This is a genomic window from Pyxidicoccus xibeiensis, from assembly GCF_024198175.1.
In the GTDB taxonomy this organism is placed as follows: domain Bacteria; phylum Myxococcota; class Myxococcia; order Myxococcales; family Myxococcaceae; genus Myxococcus; species Myxococcus xibeiensis.
Genome location: NZ_JAJVKV010000002.1, coordinates 876,318 through 892,382, shown reverse-complemented (window position 1 = coordinate 892,382; position 16,065 = coordinate 876,318). Strand labels below are relative to the sequence as shown.

At 70.2% G+C, this 16,065-nt stretch carries 16 protein-coding genes; 9 read left to right on the top strand and 7 right to left on the bottom strand.

The features are described 5' to 3' along the window. The 3 genes from LXT23_RS11570 (at nucleotide 1) to LXT23_RS11560 (ending at nucleotide 6,450) form a co-directional block, all read left to right on the top strand. Nucleotides 1-1,329, top strand: coding sequence for a peptidase associated/transthyretin-like domain-containing protein (locus LXT23_RS11570; RefSeq protein WP_253980180.1), 1,329 nt, complete (start codon nucleotides 1-3; stop codon nucleotides 1,327-1,329). A gap of 8 nt (nucleotides 1,330-1,337) precedes the next feature. Further along, nucleotides 1,338-4,529, top strand: a complete 3,192-nt coding sequence (locus LXT23_RS11565) for a DUF4215 domain-containing protein (RefSeq protein WP_253980179.1) — start codon at nucleotides 1,338-1,340, stop codon at nucleotides 4,527-4,529. 100 nt (nucleotides 4,530-4,629) lie between these two features. Continuing rightward, entirely contained in the window at nucleotides 4,630-6,450 is a 1,821-nt protein-coding gene (locus LXT23_RS11560) for a leucine-rich repeat domain-containing protein (protein ID WP_253980178.1), read from the top strand. Nucleotides 6,451-6,456: 6 nt separating this feature from the next. Here the strand turns inward: LXT23_RS11560 and larE are convergent, their stop codons facing one another. The 7 genes from larE to LXT23_RS11525 form a co-directional block, all read right to left on the bottom strand. Continuing rightward, a complete protein-coding gene (gene larE / locus LXT23_RS11555; protein ID WP_253980177.1) occupies nucleotides 6,457-7,350 on the bottom strand; it encodes an ATP-dependent sacrificial sulfur transferase LarE in 894 nt (297 codons plus the stop codon). A 101-nt stretch (nucleotides 7,351-7,451) separates the two neighbouring features. After that, nucleotides 7,452-8,258, bottom strand: a complete 807-nt coding sequence (cysC, locus tag LXT23_RS11550) for an adenylyl-sulfate kinase (RefSeq protein WP_253980176.1) — start codon at nucleotides 8,256-8,258, stop codon at nucleotides 7,452-7,454. A 192-nt stretch (nucleotides 8,259-8,450) separates the two neighbouring features. Next, nucleotides 8,451-8,843: a M67 family metallopeptidase gene (locus tag LXT23_RS11545; protein ID WP_323378923.1), complete on the bottom strand. Its 393-nt coding sequence runs from the start codon at nucleotides 8,841-8,843 to the stop codon at nucleotides 8,451-8,453. Nucleotides 8,844-8,875: 32 nt separating this feature from the next. Then, complete coding sequence (locus tag LXT23_RS11540; RefSeq protein ID WP_253980175.1) at nucleotides 8,876-9,517, bottom strand: HesA/MoeB/ThiF family protein; 642 nt, start codon at nucleotides 9,515-9,517, stop codon at nucleotides 8,876-8,878. 9 nt (nucleotides 9,518-9,526) lie between these two features. Next, nucleotides 9,527-9,799, bottom strand: coding sequence for a MoaD/ThiS family protein (locus LXT23_RS11535; protein WP_253980174.1), 273 nt, complete (start codon nucleotides 9,797-9,799; stop codon nucleotides 9,527-9,529). Nucleotides 9,800-9,802: 3 nt separating this feature from the next. Continuing rightward, nucleotides 9,803-10,063 (bottom strand): sulfurtransferase TusA family protein, encoded by a 261-nt coding sequence (locus LXT23_RS11530; RefSeq protein ID WP_253980173.1) that lies wholly within the window; start codon nucleotides 10,061-10,063, stop codon nucleotides 9,803-9,805. After that, nucleotides 10,051-10,827, bottom strand: a complete 777-nt coding sequence (locus tag LXT23_RS11525; protein ID WP_253980172.1) for a HesA/MoeB/ThiF family protein — start codon at nucleotides 10,825-10,827, stop codon at nucleotides 10,051-10,053. Before LXT23_RS11525 ends, LXT23_RS11530 begins: the two co-directional genes overlap by 13 nt. Before the next feature lie 125 nt (nucleotides 10,828-10,952). Between LXT23_RS11525 and LXT23_RS11520 the strand changes: the two genes are divergently transcribed. The 6 genes from LXT23_RS11520 (at nucleotide 10,953) to LXT23_RS11495 (ending at nucleotide 16,061) form a co-directional block, all read left to right on the top strand. Further along, nucleotides 10,953-11,429 (top strand): hypothetical protein, encoded by a 477-nt coding sequence (locus LXT23_RS11520; RefSeq protein ID WP_253980171.1) that lies wholly within the window; start codon nucleotides 10,953-10,955, stop codon nucleotides 11,427-11,429. Between the two features lie 101 nt (nucleotides 11,430-11,530). Beyond that, on the top strand, nucleotides 11,531-12,814 hold the full coding sequence (locus tag LXT23_RS11515; protein WP_253980170.1) for a sensor histidine kinase: 1,284 nt from the start codon (nucleotides 11,531-11,533) through the stop codon (nucleotides 12,812-12,814). Nucleotides 12,815-12,826: 12 nt separating this feature from the next. Further along, nucleotides 12,827-13,573, top strand: coding sequence for a response regulator (locus LXT23_RS11510; protein WP_253980169.1), 747 nt, complete (start codon nucleotides 12,827-12,829; stop codon nucleotides 13,571-13,573). Between the two features lie 145 nt (nucleotides 13,574-13,718). Beyond that, nucleotides 13,719-14,267 (top strand): peptidoglycan-binding domain-containing protein, encoded by a 549-nt coding sequence (locus LXT23_RS11505; protein WP_253980168.1) that lies wholly within the window; start codon nucleotides 13,719-13,721, stop codon nucleotides 14,265-14,267. A 100-nt stretch (nucleotides 14,268-14,367) separates the two neighbouring features. Then, the gene (gene sitA5, locus LXT23_RS11500) at nucleotides 14,368-15,714 is read left to right on the top strand and encodes a SitA5 family polymorphic toxin (RefSeq protein WP_456105149.1); all 1,347 of its coding nucleotides are present in this window, start codon (nucleotides 14,368-14,370) and stop codon (nucleotides 15,712-15,714) included. Then, nucleotides 15,711-16,061, top strand: a complete 351-nt coding sequence (locus LXT23_RS11495) for a DUF2019 domain-containing protein (RefSeq protein WP_253980166.1) — start codon at nucleotides 15,711-15,713, stop codon at nucleotides 16,059-16,061. The genes sitA5 and LXT23_RS11495 overlap by 4 nt, the downstream gene beginning before the upstream one ends. Nucleotides 16,062-16,065 lie beyond the last annotated feature (4 nt).

Genomic DNA, 16,065 nt, shown 5'->3' with positions numbered 1-16,065 from the left:
ATGCTGATGAAGAGCTCCACGATTGGCCTCGTCCTGTCGCTCGCGCTGCTGGCGCCCTGGACGGCGCCCTCCGCCTCCGCGCAAGACGCCGCGTCCCCCACCACGGCCACCGGGAAGAAGCGCATGCGCAAGGCCGCGAAGGTGTCCCCGGCTCCGAAGGCGCCGAAAGCACCGAAGCTCGGGAAGAAGCGCCCGGTGAAGACCCCGGCGTCTCCCGACGCGGCGTCCGCCACCGCGAAGACGAAGACGAAGACGAAGCGCCTGAAGAAGGGCGCGGCCGTGGAGCCCGTGGTCGCCGAGCCCGTGGACGTGCCAGCGGCCGTGGAGCCCTCCCCGGCCACGGTCGCCACGCCGGCCCCTGCCGAGGCCGAGCCCACCGAGCGGACCTCCTCGGTGGTGCTGTCCGGTGACGAGCGCCCCTGGGCACGCGGCGTGTCGCAGCAGCGGCAGCAGCTCGCCATCGACCTGTTCCGCACGGCCAACACGCTCCTGAAGGAGTCGCTGTTCCCGAAGGCGGCGGAGCAGTACCGGCAGGCGCTCACGCACTGGGACCATCCGGCCATCCACTACAACCTGGCGCTGGCGCTGCTGAACCTGGACCAGCCCATCGAGGTCCACCAGCACCTGGAGGCGGCGATGCGCTACGGCGCGGCGCCCCTGGACACGGAGAAGCTGGAGAACGCCCGCGCGTACAAGACGCTGGTGGAGAAGCAGCTGGCGCGGCTGGAGATCACCTGCGAGACGCCGGGCGCGTCCGTGGTGATGGACGGCCGGCCCCTGTTCGTGGGCCCGGGCCGCTTCGAGGGGTGGGTGCGCGCCGGACCGCACACGCTCGTCGCCACCGGCGAGGGCTACCTCACGCAGGACCAGAGCCGCACCCTCTCCCCGGGCGAGCGGACGTCGCTGGACCTGCGCCTGTTCACGTCGGACGACCTCATCCAGTACCGGAGGAAGTGGTCCGCGTGGAAGCCGTGGGCGGTGGTGGGCACCGGCGTGGCGCTCGCGGCCGGCGGCGTGCTGCTGCACTCGGGGGCGCGCAGTGACTTCGAGAAGTTCGACACCGCCATCGCCAGCTGTGGCGGCTGCGTGCCGGAGCCGGCCGTCGCCGACCATCGTTCCCGGGGAGACACCCTGCAGACAGGGGCCTTCGCCGCGTACGCCGTCGGCGGCGCGGCGGTGGTGACGGGCGCGGTGCTCGTCTACCTCAACCGGCTCCAGCCCATCCAGGTCGACCCGTCCGAGGCCGCGAAGGCTCCGAAGTCCACGGCGAGCGTCACCCCCTACCTCGGCGCTGGCGGCGGTGGCGCCTCCGCGACGTTCCGCTTCTGAGATTCCCCATGCGACGTCTCTCTTCCCCTTCCCTGCTCCTGCTGCTCGCGCTGGCCATGCCGCTCTTCGCCTGCGTGCAGCCGGAGAGCGTGACGTGCCCCTCCGGGCTCGTCTGTCCCTCCGGCCAGCAGTGCGCCGCGAACCAGGACATCTGCATCCGGACTTCCTGCGGCGACGGCGTCATCCAGGCCGCCGAAGACTGTGACGACGGCAACGTCCGCGAGGGCGACGGCTGTAGCGCCGACTGCGCGTCCAACGAGTCCTGCGGCAACGGCACCGTGGACGTCGCGGCCGGCGAGGTCTGCGACGACGGCAACACCCGGAACGAGGACGGCTGCAGCGCGGACTGCCGCTCCAACGAGCTGTGCGCCAACGCGACGGTGGACAGCGCCGTCGGCGAGAAGTGCGATGACGGCAACTCGCGCTCGGGCGACGGGTGCAGCGCGGACTGCCTCTCCACCGAGTTCTGCGGCAACCGCTACGTCGACACGTCGAAGGGCGAGAAGTGCGACGACGGCAACAACGAGAGCGGCGACGGGTGCAGCGGTGACTGCCGCTCCGAGGAGTCCTGCGGCAACGGTGTCGTGGACGTCGCGGGCGGCGAGAAGTGCGACGACGGCAACAACGTGAACGCCGACGGCTGCAGCTCCGACTGCCGCTCCGACGAGTCCTGCGGCAACGCCATCCTGGACACCGCCGCCGGCGAACTGTGCGACGACGGCAACTCCGCGGACGGCGACGGCTGCAGCTCCGACTGCCGCTCGGGCGAGGGCTGCGGCAACGGCGTGCGCGACCTGGACGAGGAGTGCGACGACGGCAACAACATCGACACCGACAACTGCCTGCGCAACTGCAAGCTGCCCCGCTGCGGCGACGGCGTGACGGACCGCCAGTCCCCCGGCCTGGAGCAGTGCGATGCCGCGGGCGAGTCCCCGGAGTGCAACGCCAACTGCACCGCGCACGCCTGCGGCGATGGCTTCGTGAACGTCAGCGCCAGCGAGCAGTGTGACAACCCGGGCGCGACGGACACCGCCAACTGCGACGGCGACTGCAGCATCGCCTTCTGCGGAGACCGCTACCGCAACCCCGCGCGCGGCGAGCAGTGCGACACCGGCGGAAACTCCGGCACCTGCGACTCCGACTGCACCACGCCCCTGTGCGGAGACGGCCTGCTCAACACGGACGCCAGCGAGGCCTGCGACTCCGGCGGCGAGTCCTCCTTCTGCGACTCCGACTGCACCCCGGCCTTCTGCGGTGACGGCCGGCGCAACACGGCCGCGCGCGAGGAGTGCGACGACGGCAACGCCACCGAGGAGGACGACTGCCTGGCCACCTGCGTGCGCAACACCTGCGGCGACAACTTCGTGGACACCCAGGGGCCGGACCTCGAGGCGTGCGACGACGGCAACCGCTTCTCTGAGAACGAGTGCCCGTACGGCACCCGCACCTGCACCCGCTGCAACGCCGCCTGCACCGCGCCCCTGCCCCTCACCGGGCGCTACTGCGGTGACGGCGCCCGGAACGACGCCAGCGAGGTCTGCGACGACGGCAACACCGCCACCGAGTCCGAGTGCGCCTACGGCACCCGCAACTGCACCACCTGCGACGCGACCTGTGCGACGGCCCTCACGCTCACCGGACGCTACTGCGGCGACGGCGCCCGGAATGACGCCAGCGAGGTGTGCGACGACGGCAACACCGCCACGGAGTCCGAGTGCCAGTATGGCACCGAGAGCTGCACGCTCTGTGACAGCGCCTGCGCCAATCCCCTGCCCCTCGCCGGCCGCTTCTGCGGCGATGGCAGCCAGAACGACGCTCGCGAGCGCTGCGACGACGGCAACAAGGTGACGGAGACGGAGTGCGCGTACGGCACCCGGAACTGCCAGGCGTGTGACGCCACCTGCACCGCGTCGCTCAACCTCACCGGCCGCTACTGCGGTGATGGCTCCCTCAACCACCCGAGCGAGGTGTGCGACGACGGCAACACCACCACCGAGACCTCCTGCCAGTACGGCGACCGCACGTGCATGGTGTGCAACGCCACCTGTACCGAGCTGGTCCCGCGCACCGGCCCCTTCTGCGGCGACGGCTTCCAGGCCCCGAACGAGGCGTGTGACGACGGCAACAACGTCACCGAGACGACGTGCGACTACGGCACCCAGAGCTGCGTGGGCTGCAACGCCACCTGCACCGGCGTGCTGAGCCTCACGGGCCCCACCTGCGGCGACCGCATCAGGAACGGCAACGAGGTCTGCGACGACGGCAACACGACGACGGAGGACTCGTGCCCCTACGGGACGGCGGAGTGCACGCTGTGCCGGTCCGACTGCATGGAGGAACTGGAGCTCACCGGCCCCGTCTGCGGCGATGGCTTCAAGAGCAGCGTCGAGGTGTGTGACGACGGCAACGTCGTCACCGAGACCTCGTGCGACTACGGCACGCGGAGCTGCACGGGTTGCAACGCCACCTGCACCGGCGAAGTGAGCCTCTCCGGCGCCTACTGCGGCGACGGCTCGCGCAACCACCCGAGCGAGGCCTGTGACGACGGAAACGGCATCGAGGAGACAGAGTGCCCCTACGGGCAGCAGACCTGCATGCTGTGCAAGGCGGACTGCTCGGACACGCTGGCGCTCACCGGGCCACACTGCGGCGACGGCGAGCTGAATGGCGGCGAGGCGTGCGACGACGGCAACGCCGATGCCTGCGGCGCCTGCAGCCTCACCTGCTCGCGCACCCAGCTGGCCCCCGCCCGGGGCCGCATCCGCGCGGTGGCCAGTTCGGAAATCCGGGACGGAGAGGTCTTCTTCATCTCCGACGGCATCAACTCCTTCACGGTGTTCGAGCTCGACAGGGGAACCAACCACAATCCGGCCCACATCCGCGTCGCCATCGGCACCAGCAGCACGGAGTCGCAGGTGGCCCAGGCCATCGCCACAGCCGTCCTGAGCGCCCCCAACCTCGACATCACCGCCACGGCCACGGCAGGTTCGAGAACGGTGGAGCTCGTCAACGACCTGAACGGCTCGCACGGCAACCAGACCATCGTCGAGGGCGTTCAGAGCCCGCGCTTCGCGGTGGAGAACATGTCCGGCGGCGCGGGCCAGGACTGCCTGGAGGGAACGCGCTGCACCCAGGACGTGGACTGCGCGCACGGGCTGGAGTGCGCTGACAGCGGGCTGTGCGCGGTGGCGCCCCCCTGAGCTCCCGGGCTCTCGAGGCAGGTCCGCGGCGAGTTTGCCGTTGACCTGCCTCCAGGAAGCGCACTTGGCTCACGGCACCTGACCGTGAAGAGGTGCGTGCATGAGGAGTGGGCTGTCGTGGTGCGTGGGGCTGCTGTTGCTCGTGGCGGGCTGCGCCACGGTCCACGTCCCGCCACCACCCCCGCCCGCCCCGGCCGTGGAGCCGCCACGCCCCCTGCTCCGGGTGTATCGGCGCCTGCCGGATGGGACGCCTTCCGAGGCGGGCCTGCTGCCGGTGCAGGAGTCCGGCTCCCAGCCCCCCACCGAGGGTGAGTGGTACGCGGAGCCGCTGGAGCCGGTGAAGACGGAGGACGCCGCGCGCGCCGTGGCCGCGGTGCTGCGCGACCACCGGGTTCCCGGGCTCTCCTTCGCGGACGTGGGCCTTCCCGCGCCTGCGCTGCTCTCGATGCTGGTGGAGGGCACGAGCCTCCGCTCGCTCCATGTGACTGGCACCGACTTCGGGAACGCACACCTCGCCGCGCTCACGGGCGCGACCGGACTGGAGGCGCTGCACCTCGACGGCACGCGCGTGAGCGACGCAGGGCTCACGCACCTCCGGGGCATGGCGCGCCTGGCGGTCCTGGAGCTGAGCGAGACGGCCGTCTCCGACGCGGGCCTGGCTTCCCTGGCCGGCCTCACCACGCTGCGCCGGCTCACACTCGCGGGCACCGCCGTGAGTCCTGGCGCACAGGCACTGCTCGCGGCACAGGCGGAGCTGGAGTGGCTGGACCTCTCCGACACGACGGTGGATGACACCGTGCTCGCGGCCCTCCCCGGGGCCCGGCTGCGGACGCTCATCGTGAGCGGCACCCGGGTGACGGACGCGGGGCTGCGCGCGCTGCGCGGCCTGCCGGACCTGACGTGGCTGGGCCTGGCTCGCACGAGTGTCTCGGACACGGGCCTCGTCCACGTCTCCGAGCTGCGCGCGATGGAAGCCCTCCACCTGGGCAGCACCCGGGTGACGGACGTGGGGCTGGCCCACCTCGTGGACCTGAAGGCCCTGCGGGCCCTGGTGCTCAGCAGGACCCGCGTCCGCGGGCCGGGGCTCCGCCACGTCGCGGGACTCACCCGCCTGGAAGCCCTCCACCTCGATGACACCCGCACCGACAACGCGGCGCTGCGACATCTGCAAGGTCTCACGTCCCTGCGCGAGCTGGAGCTGTCCCGCACCGCCGTCACGGGCGCCGGCCTCCCGTCCCTCTCCGACCTGGGAGTACTCGAGGTCCTCGGGCTGTCGGGACTTCAGGTGGAGGACGCGGCGCTCGTGGTGCTGGCTCCGCTCCAGCAGCTCTCCCGGCTGGACCTTGGCGCCACGCCCATCGGCGTGGATGCGCTGAAGCACCTGGGTCCGCGCCCGGCGCTCCGTCACCTGGACCTGAGCCGGACCGGCTTCAGCGACGAGTGGGTCCCCGCACTCCAGGCCTTCCCGCATCTCCAATCCCTGCGCGCCGCGCGGACGCTCCTCACGGACCTGGGACTGGGCCGGCTCGCGGCCCTGCCGGAGCTGGAGGCCATCCACGTCTCGGGCACGCCCATCAGCGGCTCGGGCCTTCCGGCCCTCCAGGGGCTCGCGCGGCTCACGACGCTGGACCTGGGCGCGACGTGGCTGAGCGACGGCGAGGCGAAGGCGCTCCAGGACCTCGCGAAGCTGACCTGGCTGAGCCTCGCGGGCACGAAGCTCGGAGACCCGGTGCTCCCCCACCTGCCGGGCTCCCTGCGGACACTGTACCTCACGCGCACGAAGGTCACCGATGCGGGACTGACGGCGCTCCACCGGCTGCTGTCGCTGCGCGAGCTCGACCTGCGTGGGACGGCGACCACTGACGCGGCCCGGGACGCCCTCGCCCGGGAGCGGGGCATCCGCTTCGTCTCCTCGCCGTAGACGGCTTCAGCTCACCACGGGCAGCGCGAAGCCCTCGGCCTTGCCCGTGCCGGGACGGGCCACGCCGGCCGCCTCGTTCATGCGGCCGGAGCGGAACGGCTCCAGGTCCAGCGACACGAACTTGAAGCCCAGCGCCAGGAAGGCCCGGTTGATCTGCTGGCGCACGTCGGCGGAGAGGAACCGCTCGTACTCCTCGGCCGCCACCTCCAGCCGCGCCACCTCCTGGTGGTAGCGCACGCGGAACTGGCGGAAGCCCAGCTTGCGCAGCTCGGACTCGGCGGAGGCAATCTGGATGAGCCTGTCCCGCGTCACCGCCGTGCCGTAGGGAATGCGCGACGCCAGGCACGCCATCTGCGGCTTGTCCCAGGTGGGCAGCCCCAGCGACTGGCTCCACGCGCGAATCTCGTCCTTCGTCAGCCCCGCCTGCGCCAGCGGCGACACCACCTTGTGCTCCTGGGCCGCCTTGTGGCCCGGCCGGTGGTCCTTGAAGTCGTCCGCGTTGAAGCCGTCCAGCACCACCGCCAGGCCCAGCTCGCCGCGGCGGGCCTCGCAGATGTCGTACAGCTCCGTCTTGCAGAAGTAGCACCGGTTGGTGGGGTTGGCCGCGTACTGCGGATTGGCCAGCTCGTTGCTGCCCACCACCACGTGCCGGGCGCCGATGCGCTCCGCCAGCTCGCGCGCCTCCTGGGCCTCCTCGGGCGCCACCGACGCGGACAGCGCGGTGAGCGCCAGGGCGCGCTCCCCCAGCTCCTCCACGGCGACTTTCAGCACGAAGGTGGAGTCCACTCCGCCAGAGAACGCCACCAGCGCGCTGCCGTGGGCGCGCAGCGCGGCGCGCATCGCCTCCAGCTTGGGGCGCGAGGACTCACACAGGGCCTGGATCCGCTCGGGGCTCAGCATGGGGGGACTCCTAAAACGGAAGGGCCCCGGATTGCACGCCTGATGCGCGGCAACCTGGAGCCCTTCAGGGGTTGGAAGCGAGGGCCGGCTCGGCCCCGCGCTCAGCGGGCCTTGTTCTTCGCCGGCTTCTTGGCGGCGGCCGTGGGCTTCGCCACCCGGGCCGCGCGCGTCGCAGGACGGGCCTTGGCGCCCTTGTCCGCCTTGGGAGCCTTCGCGGCAGGACGGGCCTCGTCACCGCGGCGGGCCTTGGCGCCCTTGTCCGCCTTGCCACCCTTCTCCGCCTTGCCGCCCTTCTCGGAGCCGGAGCCGCGCTCCTCCTTGGCCGGCAGCGGGTTGGCCTTCATCTTCTTGCCGGTGATGATCTTCAGCTCCTCGGTGTTCATGTAGCCGAGGTCCAGGAGCGACTGGAAGATCTTCGCCGCGCCGTCCTCCACCGACTCGACGTCGGAGTGGATGGTGACCTCCGGCGAGTTGGGCGGCTCATACGGCTCGGTGATGCCGATGAAGTTGGGGATCTCCCCGTTGAGCGCCTTCTTGTACCGGCCGGTGCTGTCGCGCTCGATGAGCTTCTCGGTGGGGCAGTCGACGTACACCTCGACGTAGCGGCCGATGGCGCGGCGGTTCTCCTCGCGGCCCTGCTTGTACGGGCTCACGCAGGGAACCAGCGCGGCCACGCCATTGCGGGTCAGGAGGTTCGCCACGAAGCCCAGGCGGCGGACCACCGTGGTGCGGTCCTCCTTGGCATCGCTCAGGCCGGCCCAGAGCGCCTCGCCAAGCTCGCCCTCGTCGAGGATCTCCACGTTGCGGCCAACCTGCCGCAACCGCGCCGCGATGTACGCAGCCGTCGTGCTCTTCCCGGTCCCGGACATGCCGGTCAGCCAGAGGGTGAAACCAGTGTTGGGGGCCATAAGCCTGTTCAACTCCCTGCGTCCGGAGCGCTTTTTGCAAGCTCCGTGTGGACGCCGCAATCCAGAAGATGCGCGTGGTTATAGACGAAAACCCCCTCACTTGACAATTGACACGCACCTTTCCGCAGGTGGGGGTGACGAGCAGCCAAGTGCCTGCCCCTACAGGGCTTTTTCGTTTCTGAAATGCCTTTTTCAGCCCTGATGGGACGTGAAATCGCCTCCGGTCCACTCGTACTCACACACCCAGATCACACAGCCTTGGTGTACGGATCCGATGAGGTAGGAAACTCCGGGCAGTAATGGCTCACCCGCCGGGGCGGCCTGTACGAGATCTTCGCGGGAAAAGGTAGGGGGTGCCTCCACATGCGAGTGGAAGACGCACACCACCTGCTCTCCCCGTGCGTCCGCCTCCGTGGAGACCGCCAGCCACTCCTCGAGTGAGAAGGCGTAGGCAGTCCGGGGACGGGGAGACACGTTGCGCAGTGGGCGCACCCGCCAGGGCCCGGCGTCTCCAGCACGGAGAATCACCCCGCAGCCCTCGTGCGGGTAGGCGGCCTCCAGGTGCCGTGTCACCTCGTCGCGCACGGGCTGCGGCCAGCCGGGCTCGGGCCAGCGGCTCACGGCTGGAGCAGCTCCGTGCTGGCCGCGCAGCGGGCACACCGCCGGAGCTCGAGGGGCTCCACCGCCCCTGGCGCGAGCAGCCACCGGCCTCCCAGCGCGGGCTCCATGCCCAGCCGCAGCCGCTGGAACACGAGGGCGCCCAGCGCCCCCAGCGCCACGCCCAGGGCTCCATCCGGAGGCTGGACGAGGTGCCGCACCGTCTCACCGAAGCACCACACGCACCCGTCGGGGCCCCGGAAGACGACCGCCGCGCGCATGCCGTCGCCGCCAAGGGCCACCCAGGGGGCCTCGCCGCTCCAGGCCGCGGGCAGCTCCGCCACCAGCCCCCCGCCCCGCCCGGCGCCGGCCGCGTCCGGGTTCAGCTCCGGCACTCCCCGGGACAGCGCCTCCGCCGCGGGACGGCCCACGTCGTCCGCGGCCACCAGGAAGCCGGGCGCCCAGGGCCCCAGCGGCAGCGAGCCCGTGCCGGACACCGGCGTGCCACCGCCCGCGAGGTACGCCGCCGCCGTCATGCCCGAGGCCCCGGTGGCGTCCACGCGCGTCGCGCCTGCCAGCAGGGCCTCCTGGCCCCGGCCACCCACGTCGCGCAGGAGGATCTGCCGGGAGTAGCGGAGGATCTGGTCTTCGCGCAGCGCCATGGTGGAGCTTCAGCCTCCCGCCATCGCGGGGATGAGGGTGAGCCGGTCCGCGTCCTTCACGGGCGTGTCCAGCTCGCCCAGGGCGCGGATGTCCTCGTCATTGAGGAAGATGTTGACGTAGCGGCGCACGGCCCCGCGCTCGTCGAGCACCCGCGCGCCGATGCCGGGGAAGCGCGTGTCCAGGTCCTTCAGCACCTCGCGCACGGTGGCGCCGGAGGCGGTGACCTCCGTCTGGTTGCGCGTGAGCGGCCGCATGGGAGTGGGGATGCGGATGGTCGCCATGGCTTATCTACCCTGCTTGCGGAGCACCAGCCGGTGCGTCCCGTCGGGGCGCGCATCCAGGGACACGACCTCGTGGCCCTCTTCGCGCGCGTTGCGTGGCACGTTCTTCAGCGGCTCGGCACCCCGGAGGAGCACCTCCAGCAGCGCGCCGGACTCGAGCGCTTCCAGCTTCAGCTTGGTGCGCACGTAGGTCATCGGGCAGACCTCGCGGGTGATGTCGAGGGTGGCAATCGTCGCGCCCGGCCCCGTCGTTACCTCGGACATGACTCGACCTCGCGCGCGGCCTCCGGGAAGGCCGGAACGGCGGTGACCTGGCAGCCCGGACAGTCCGGCGCGCGCTCCACGCGGACGCGGCGCCCCAGCAGGGACACGCCGTCCAGCACGTGCAGGGTGGCCTCGCCAGGAGCGGGTCGCGCGGCCCCGGACAGCAGCTCCAGCGCGAGCAGCGCCTGCACCGCGCCCACCAGCCCCGCGAGCGAGCCGAGCACTCCCGCCTGCGCGCACGTGGGCACGGCATCGGGCGGGGGCGGCGCCTCGTACAGGCAGCGCAAGCACGGCCCGCGAGGGTCCACCCTCATGGCCTGTCCCTGCATCCGCAGCACGCCGCCATAGACGAGCGGCACGCCGGTCAGCACCGCGACGTCCGACAGGAAGAACTTGGTGGCCACCCCATCCGTGGCGTCGATGACGGCATCGTGCGCGCGGAACAGGGCCTCGGCGTTGCCGGCGTCCACGCGCTCGGGCAGGGCCTCGGTGCTCAGCGTGAGGAAGGCGCGCGCCAGGCCCGCCGCCGCGGACTCGGCCTTGTTGCGGCCCACGTCCTGGGTGCGGTGCCAGAGCTGGCGTGGCAGGTTCGTCACGTCCACGCGGTCCGGGTCCGCCAGCGTCAGGTGGCCGACACCGGCCTGGGCCAGGGCCAACGACGCCGGACAGCCCAGGCCTCCCGCGCCCACCAGCAGCACCCGGGCGCCTTCGAGGCGCGAGGCGTGGGGGATGCGGGGGTGGTGGTCGGTGTCGTGGCCGTGCATCGGATTGCCCCTCCGCGAAGGGGTCGGAAGCGAATAAGGTGCGTGCCCCTGCGTCCGACCGTGAAGAAGGGCGCAGGCGCCCACCCACACGTGCCGCCTCGCGCGGACCTCACCTGCCAGGACATATGAGAAACCTGCCCGGCGTGCTCGTCTTTTCCACCGCCCTCCTCCTCGCGGTCGGCTGCCACAAGAACACCGGCGAGACGGCTGGCCCCGGCGATGCCGCCTCCACCGCCGACACCCGCGATGCCATGGAGGCCGGGAAGGACGCGGGCGTCCCCTCGGAGGGCACCCAGACGGGCACCCACCGTGGCGCCCTCACCGGCACGGAGGACGCGGGCACCGCCATGGGTGACGCCGGCGCCCGCGCCGCCGGCAAGGGCACGGTCGGTGCGAGCCGCGAGGCCCAGGAGGCCTGCGTGGACCGCTGGCTCCAGTCCCAGAAGCTCGACAAGTATGGCCATCCCGAAGGCACCATGTACGCGGGCGGCACGCCGCTCTTCGACGAGCGCACCGGCGAGTCGACGGACCGGCTGGACTACGTCTTCAAGCGCAAGCCCGAAGCCCGCGAGGCCTGCGCGGGCAGCGCCCCCACGAAGTGAGCCCCAGGGGCCCCGGGCGTGCCTCCTCCCCCACCATGGAAGGAGGCGGGCCGCCCCCGGGATTCCCGGACACCCGGCCGGTCCCTTAAGCTGCCTGCCCGATGAACACCAATCTCGCGCTGGGCGAGGAGACACCAGCCAACGACCTGCGCGCCCGCGTGCGGGAGGTGCTGGAGCGCCGAAAGCTCACGGACAGCGTGTCCGCCGAGCAGGCCACCGCCTCCTGGGAGCAGGACCGCTTCGTCGCCCGCGCCCGTGCGCTCTTCTACGCGCGGATGATGTTCCTCACGCTGGGCCTGCTCATCCTCGCGGTGCCCGCGTGGAGCGGCTACTTCGGCCTCACCGGCCCGTTCGCCTTCGTGGGCTACTTCACGATGCTGCTCTACAGCGTCGCGAACCTGCTGGTCATCGACCACCCGAAGGCCGGCCGCTGGGTGACGTACACCACGCTCTGCCTGGACCTGAGCATCATGGTCGTGCTCATCGCCAAGCCCCAGGTGGGCGGCGGTCTGCAGAGCCCGCTGCTGGCCACCCAGCTGCTGTTCACCACGCTCTTCTCCATCCTCTACCCCAAGCCGCTGGCCATCCTGCCGCCGCTGCTGGCGCTGCCGATCACGACGCGCCTGGACCTGCTCCTCAACCGCTCGGTGACGGCGGTGGAGCTGCTGACGCTGCTCTGGTACCTCGCGCTCAACTTCATCATCGTCTACGTGCTCGTGTACCTGAACGAGCGAGAGGCCACCGCTCACCGTGAGGTGGTGTCGCTCCAGGGAGACCTGAAGGAGCTGGCGGTGGTGGAGGAGCGCAACCGGCTGGCTCGGGAGATCCACGACGGCCTGGGCGCGTCGCTCTCCTCGATGATCATCCAGGCCGAGTACATCCTGAACCTCACCCGCGAGGACGGGCTGCGCTCGGAGATCCGCGAGCTGAAGCTCACCGCGGAGGAGTCGATTGAAGAGCTGCGCCGCAACCTGCGGATGATGCGCGAGGACTTCGAGCTGGCGCAGGGCCTGGAGGACTACGCGAAGACGTTCCGGGATCGCACCGGGATGGACATCCGCTTCGAGCGCACGGGCCTGCAGCGCAAGCTGTCGCCGGACGCGCAGCTGGCGCTGTTCCGCATCCTCCAGGAGTCCCTGTCCAACGCGGTGAAGCACGCGGAGGCGAAGGCGGTGCACGTGCGGCTCGACTACAGCGAGGACCGGGTGCACCTCATCGTCCGCGACGACGGCAAGGGCTTCGACCCGAGCCGCACGCCGCGCGGCCACTACGGCCTCTTGAACATGCGCGAGCGCGCCATGAAGCTCGGCGGCCAGCTCATCGTGGACTCGTCGCCGGGCACGGGTGCCCAGGTGGCCTTCTCCCTTCCCTGCCTTCCCGCCTGACCGGAGCCCTCCGTGGACGCCCCGCAGCCCGCCGCCTCAACGCCCATCCGCGTCTTCGTGGTGGAGGATCAGACGAAGATCCTCAAGAACCAGCTCCGCCTCTTCGAGGGCCACCCGGACATCGACATCGTCGGCACCGCGCTGTCGGGCGAGGCCGCGATGGACGAGGTGCCGAAGCTGATGCCGGACGTGCTCCTGCTGGATTTGGGGCTGCCGCGCATGAGCGGCATCGACGTGACGCGCGAGGTGAAGGCGCGCTTTCCGAAGATTGAGATCCTCATCTTCACCATCTTCGACGAGGAGGACAAAGTGCTGGAGGCGGTGAAGGCCGGCGCTTCGGGCTACCTTCTCAAGGGCGCCCCGGTGGACAAGATCATCGAGGCCATCAAGGAGGTGCGCGCGGGCGGCACGGTCATCCAGCCGAACCTCGCGCGCCGCCTGCTGCGCCACTTCCGCGTAGATCCGGACGCGGGCCCCGTGCCCACCGAGCCCGTCGCCGCCCCGCCCGTCGCGCCCGAGCCGCAGCCCGAGCAGTTCGTCCCGGCGGCGGAGCCACTGCTCAAGCCGCTGTCGGACCGCGAGCGGGAGATCCTCCAGCTCATCGCCAAGGGTGTCTCGAACAGCGAGGCGGCGCGACTGCTCAGCCTCAGCAAGGCCACCATCCGGACCCACCTCGAGCACATCTACCGGAAGCTGGAGGTGACCAACCGCGTGGAGGCCGTCACCGAGGGCATCCGCAAGGGCCTGATCTCCGTGTGAGCAGGGCCGCTGGATTTGTTTGGCGCTGCGGGACTCACGGCTTTTACCGGCTTCACTCGCAACTCCCGATCCCAGGCCTCGATAACTCTCTCGAACTGAGAAATCCGCCCCACCCCCCGGGCGAGAGAGAGAACGAGGCCCCCCAATGCTCAAGGTCGGTTCGCGCGGTTCCGATGTGACGCGGCTTCAGCAGACCCTGGCTCGTGCTGGCTACAACCCGGGTGGTACGGACGGCATCTTCGGTGCGAACACGAAGGCGGCGGTGGTGCGCTACCAGCGTGCGCACGGCCTGGCGGCGGACGGCATCGTCGGCAACAACACGGGCAGCAAGCTGTTCAAGACGCGCAACGACGACTTCTGGGATGGCAAGCCGGACGGCGTGGGTGGCACGCCGGGCAGCTTCCCGGTGAACGGCAGCAACCGGCAGAAGCTGGACTACGCGACGAACCTGGCCCGGCAGATGGGGCTGAGGATCACGTCCACCACGGGTGGCAAGCACGCGCCGGGCTCGTACCACTACAAGGGCCGCGCCATCGACGTGGCGGGCAGCCCGTCGAAGATGGCGGAGTACTACCGCCGCCTGGCTGGCACACGTCCCACGGAGCTGTTCTACGACCCGCAGGGCGGCATCAAGAACGGCCGTCCGATTGGCGCCATCGGTGGCCACCGCGACCACGTGCACATCGCGTACTGATTCGAGCGCGGCAGAGCCGTGAAGCACCGGGCCCGGTGGGAGCGAGACTCCCTCCGGGCCTTCGTGTATCCGGAGGTTCGGTTGTGCTACCGAGGCATGCATGGCTCCACGGTGGATGGCGCTGTTGCTGGTGGCACTGGCCGGGTGTAGCGGGACGACGCGGGTCGTGCGGCTTGAAAATGCACCAGGCGCGCCGCTGATTCAGGTGTCCCCTGCTTCGGGGGTCGAGCCCGCCGAGCTCGATGAGGACGAGGTCCAGGAGGCGCTGACGGAGCTGGCCCGCGAGGTCCGGCCCTCGTCTCGGCCCCAGGCCGCAGCCCTGCGCTTGTTCGCGATTGAGGCGCGCAGTGGTGCGTACCTGTTCGATGTGCGCAGCCGACGACTCACGCCGCTGACGCCCGGCGAGCATCCCGTGCTCGACCCGCAGGCGGCGGACGTGGAGCTCACGCGCCGCTACCTGCTCTGGTGCGCACGCACAGGGAGGAACGGAGACTGTCTGGGGTTGCTGACGGAAAGCCCTTCGGTCACCGGGGATGCCCGCTTCACGCTGGCGCTGGCGATGGCCAAGGGCGCGGTACTCGACGAGATGGCGGAAGCGTTCAAGGACATGGCCGAGCCGGAAGCGATGCTGGCGGCGGCACTCTGGACGGCGGGCATGTACGCCATCTTGTGGACGGTGCCCGAGCCCGCGACCAAGGGCGTAGCGGCAGCATTGACGGCGGCACTCATTGGCTATGTGGGCCTGGATACCTTCTACACGCTCATCGCTGGCTTCCAGCGATTGATGGAGGCAGTGGACCGTGCGGTGACTTTCGATGAACTACGCGTGGCCGGAGAACAGTTCGGCAAGGTGATGGGGAGGAACGCGGCACGCGCGTTCGCGATGCTGGCGACGGCGGTCATTGGCAGCACGGCCGCGACCTTCAGCGCGAGGCTCCCGACCCTTCCCGGGGCTACCAAGGCTGCGGTGAACGCCGAATCACAGCTTCGGGTCGCCTACGCTGTAGTCGGCGAGGTCCAAACCGTGGGCGTGGTCGCCGATGGCCTGGCAATTGGCCTTGCACCTGGGGCACTGGCGATGGCCTCGCGGGGCTCGCGCGGCGGAAGGAGCGCGCCAGCCGGCTACAGAGAATGGCAGACGCACGGCGGCCTCTATAAGGGCAGAGGTAGCGCTGGCAAAGGGAAGGAATGGCACCACATCGTCGAGCAAACAGAAGGAAATATTCAGCAATTTGGACCTAAAGCCGTACACAACACCAGGAACGTCATCTCCCTGGACAAGGCGCTGCATGACCTCATCAGTGCGTTCTATTCCAAGAAGCGCCCTCGAATCACGGGCTCGACTGACCTGACCGTGCGCGAGTGGCTGAGCACACAATCCTACGCAGCACAGCGTGATTTTGGCGTGCTCGCCATTGAAATGATCAAGCAGGGAGTATGGCGATGACATTGGAAGATCTTGTCCGAGAGTTTGCTGAGAACGTAACGGCTCAAACCAACGCCATTTCTCGAGGCGAAGCTGGACTCGAAGATACGTATGGAGACCGATATATCGCGGCGTTCAAGGAACTCCGGTCACGAGGCGACACCGGCAGGGATGCTCTTGCTGTCCTCCTAAAGCATCCGAATCCAGATGTGCGGACGACTGCTGCGGCGTTCTTGCTAAGGCACCGAACTGCCGAGGCCAGAACAGTGCTGGAAGAAGCGGCGTTGGGACAGGGGCTGGTCGCGTTCGAAGCGCAGCAAGCGCTAAAGCGATGGGAAGAAGGGACCTGGGCTTTAGACCCAGAGTAACGCC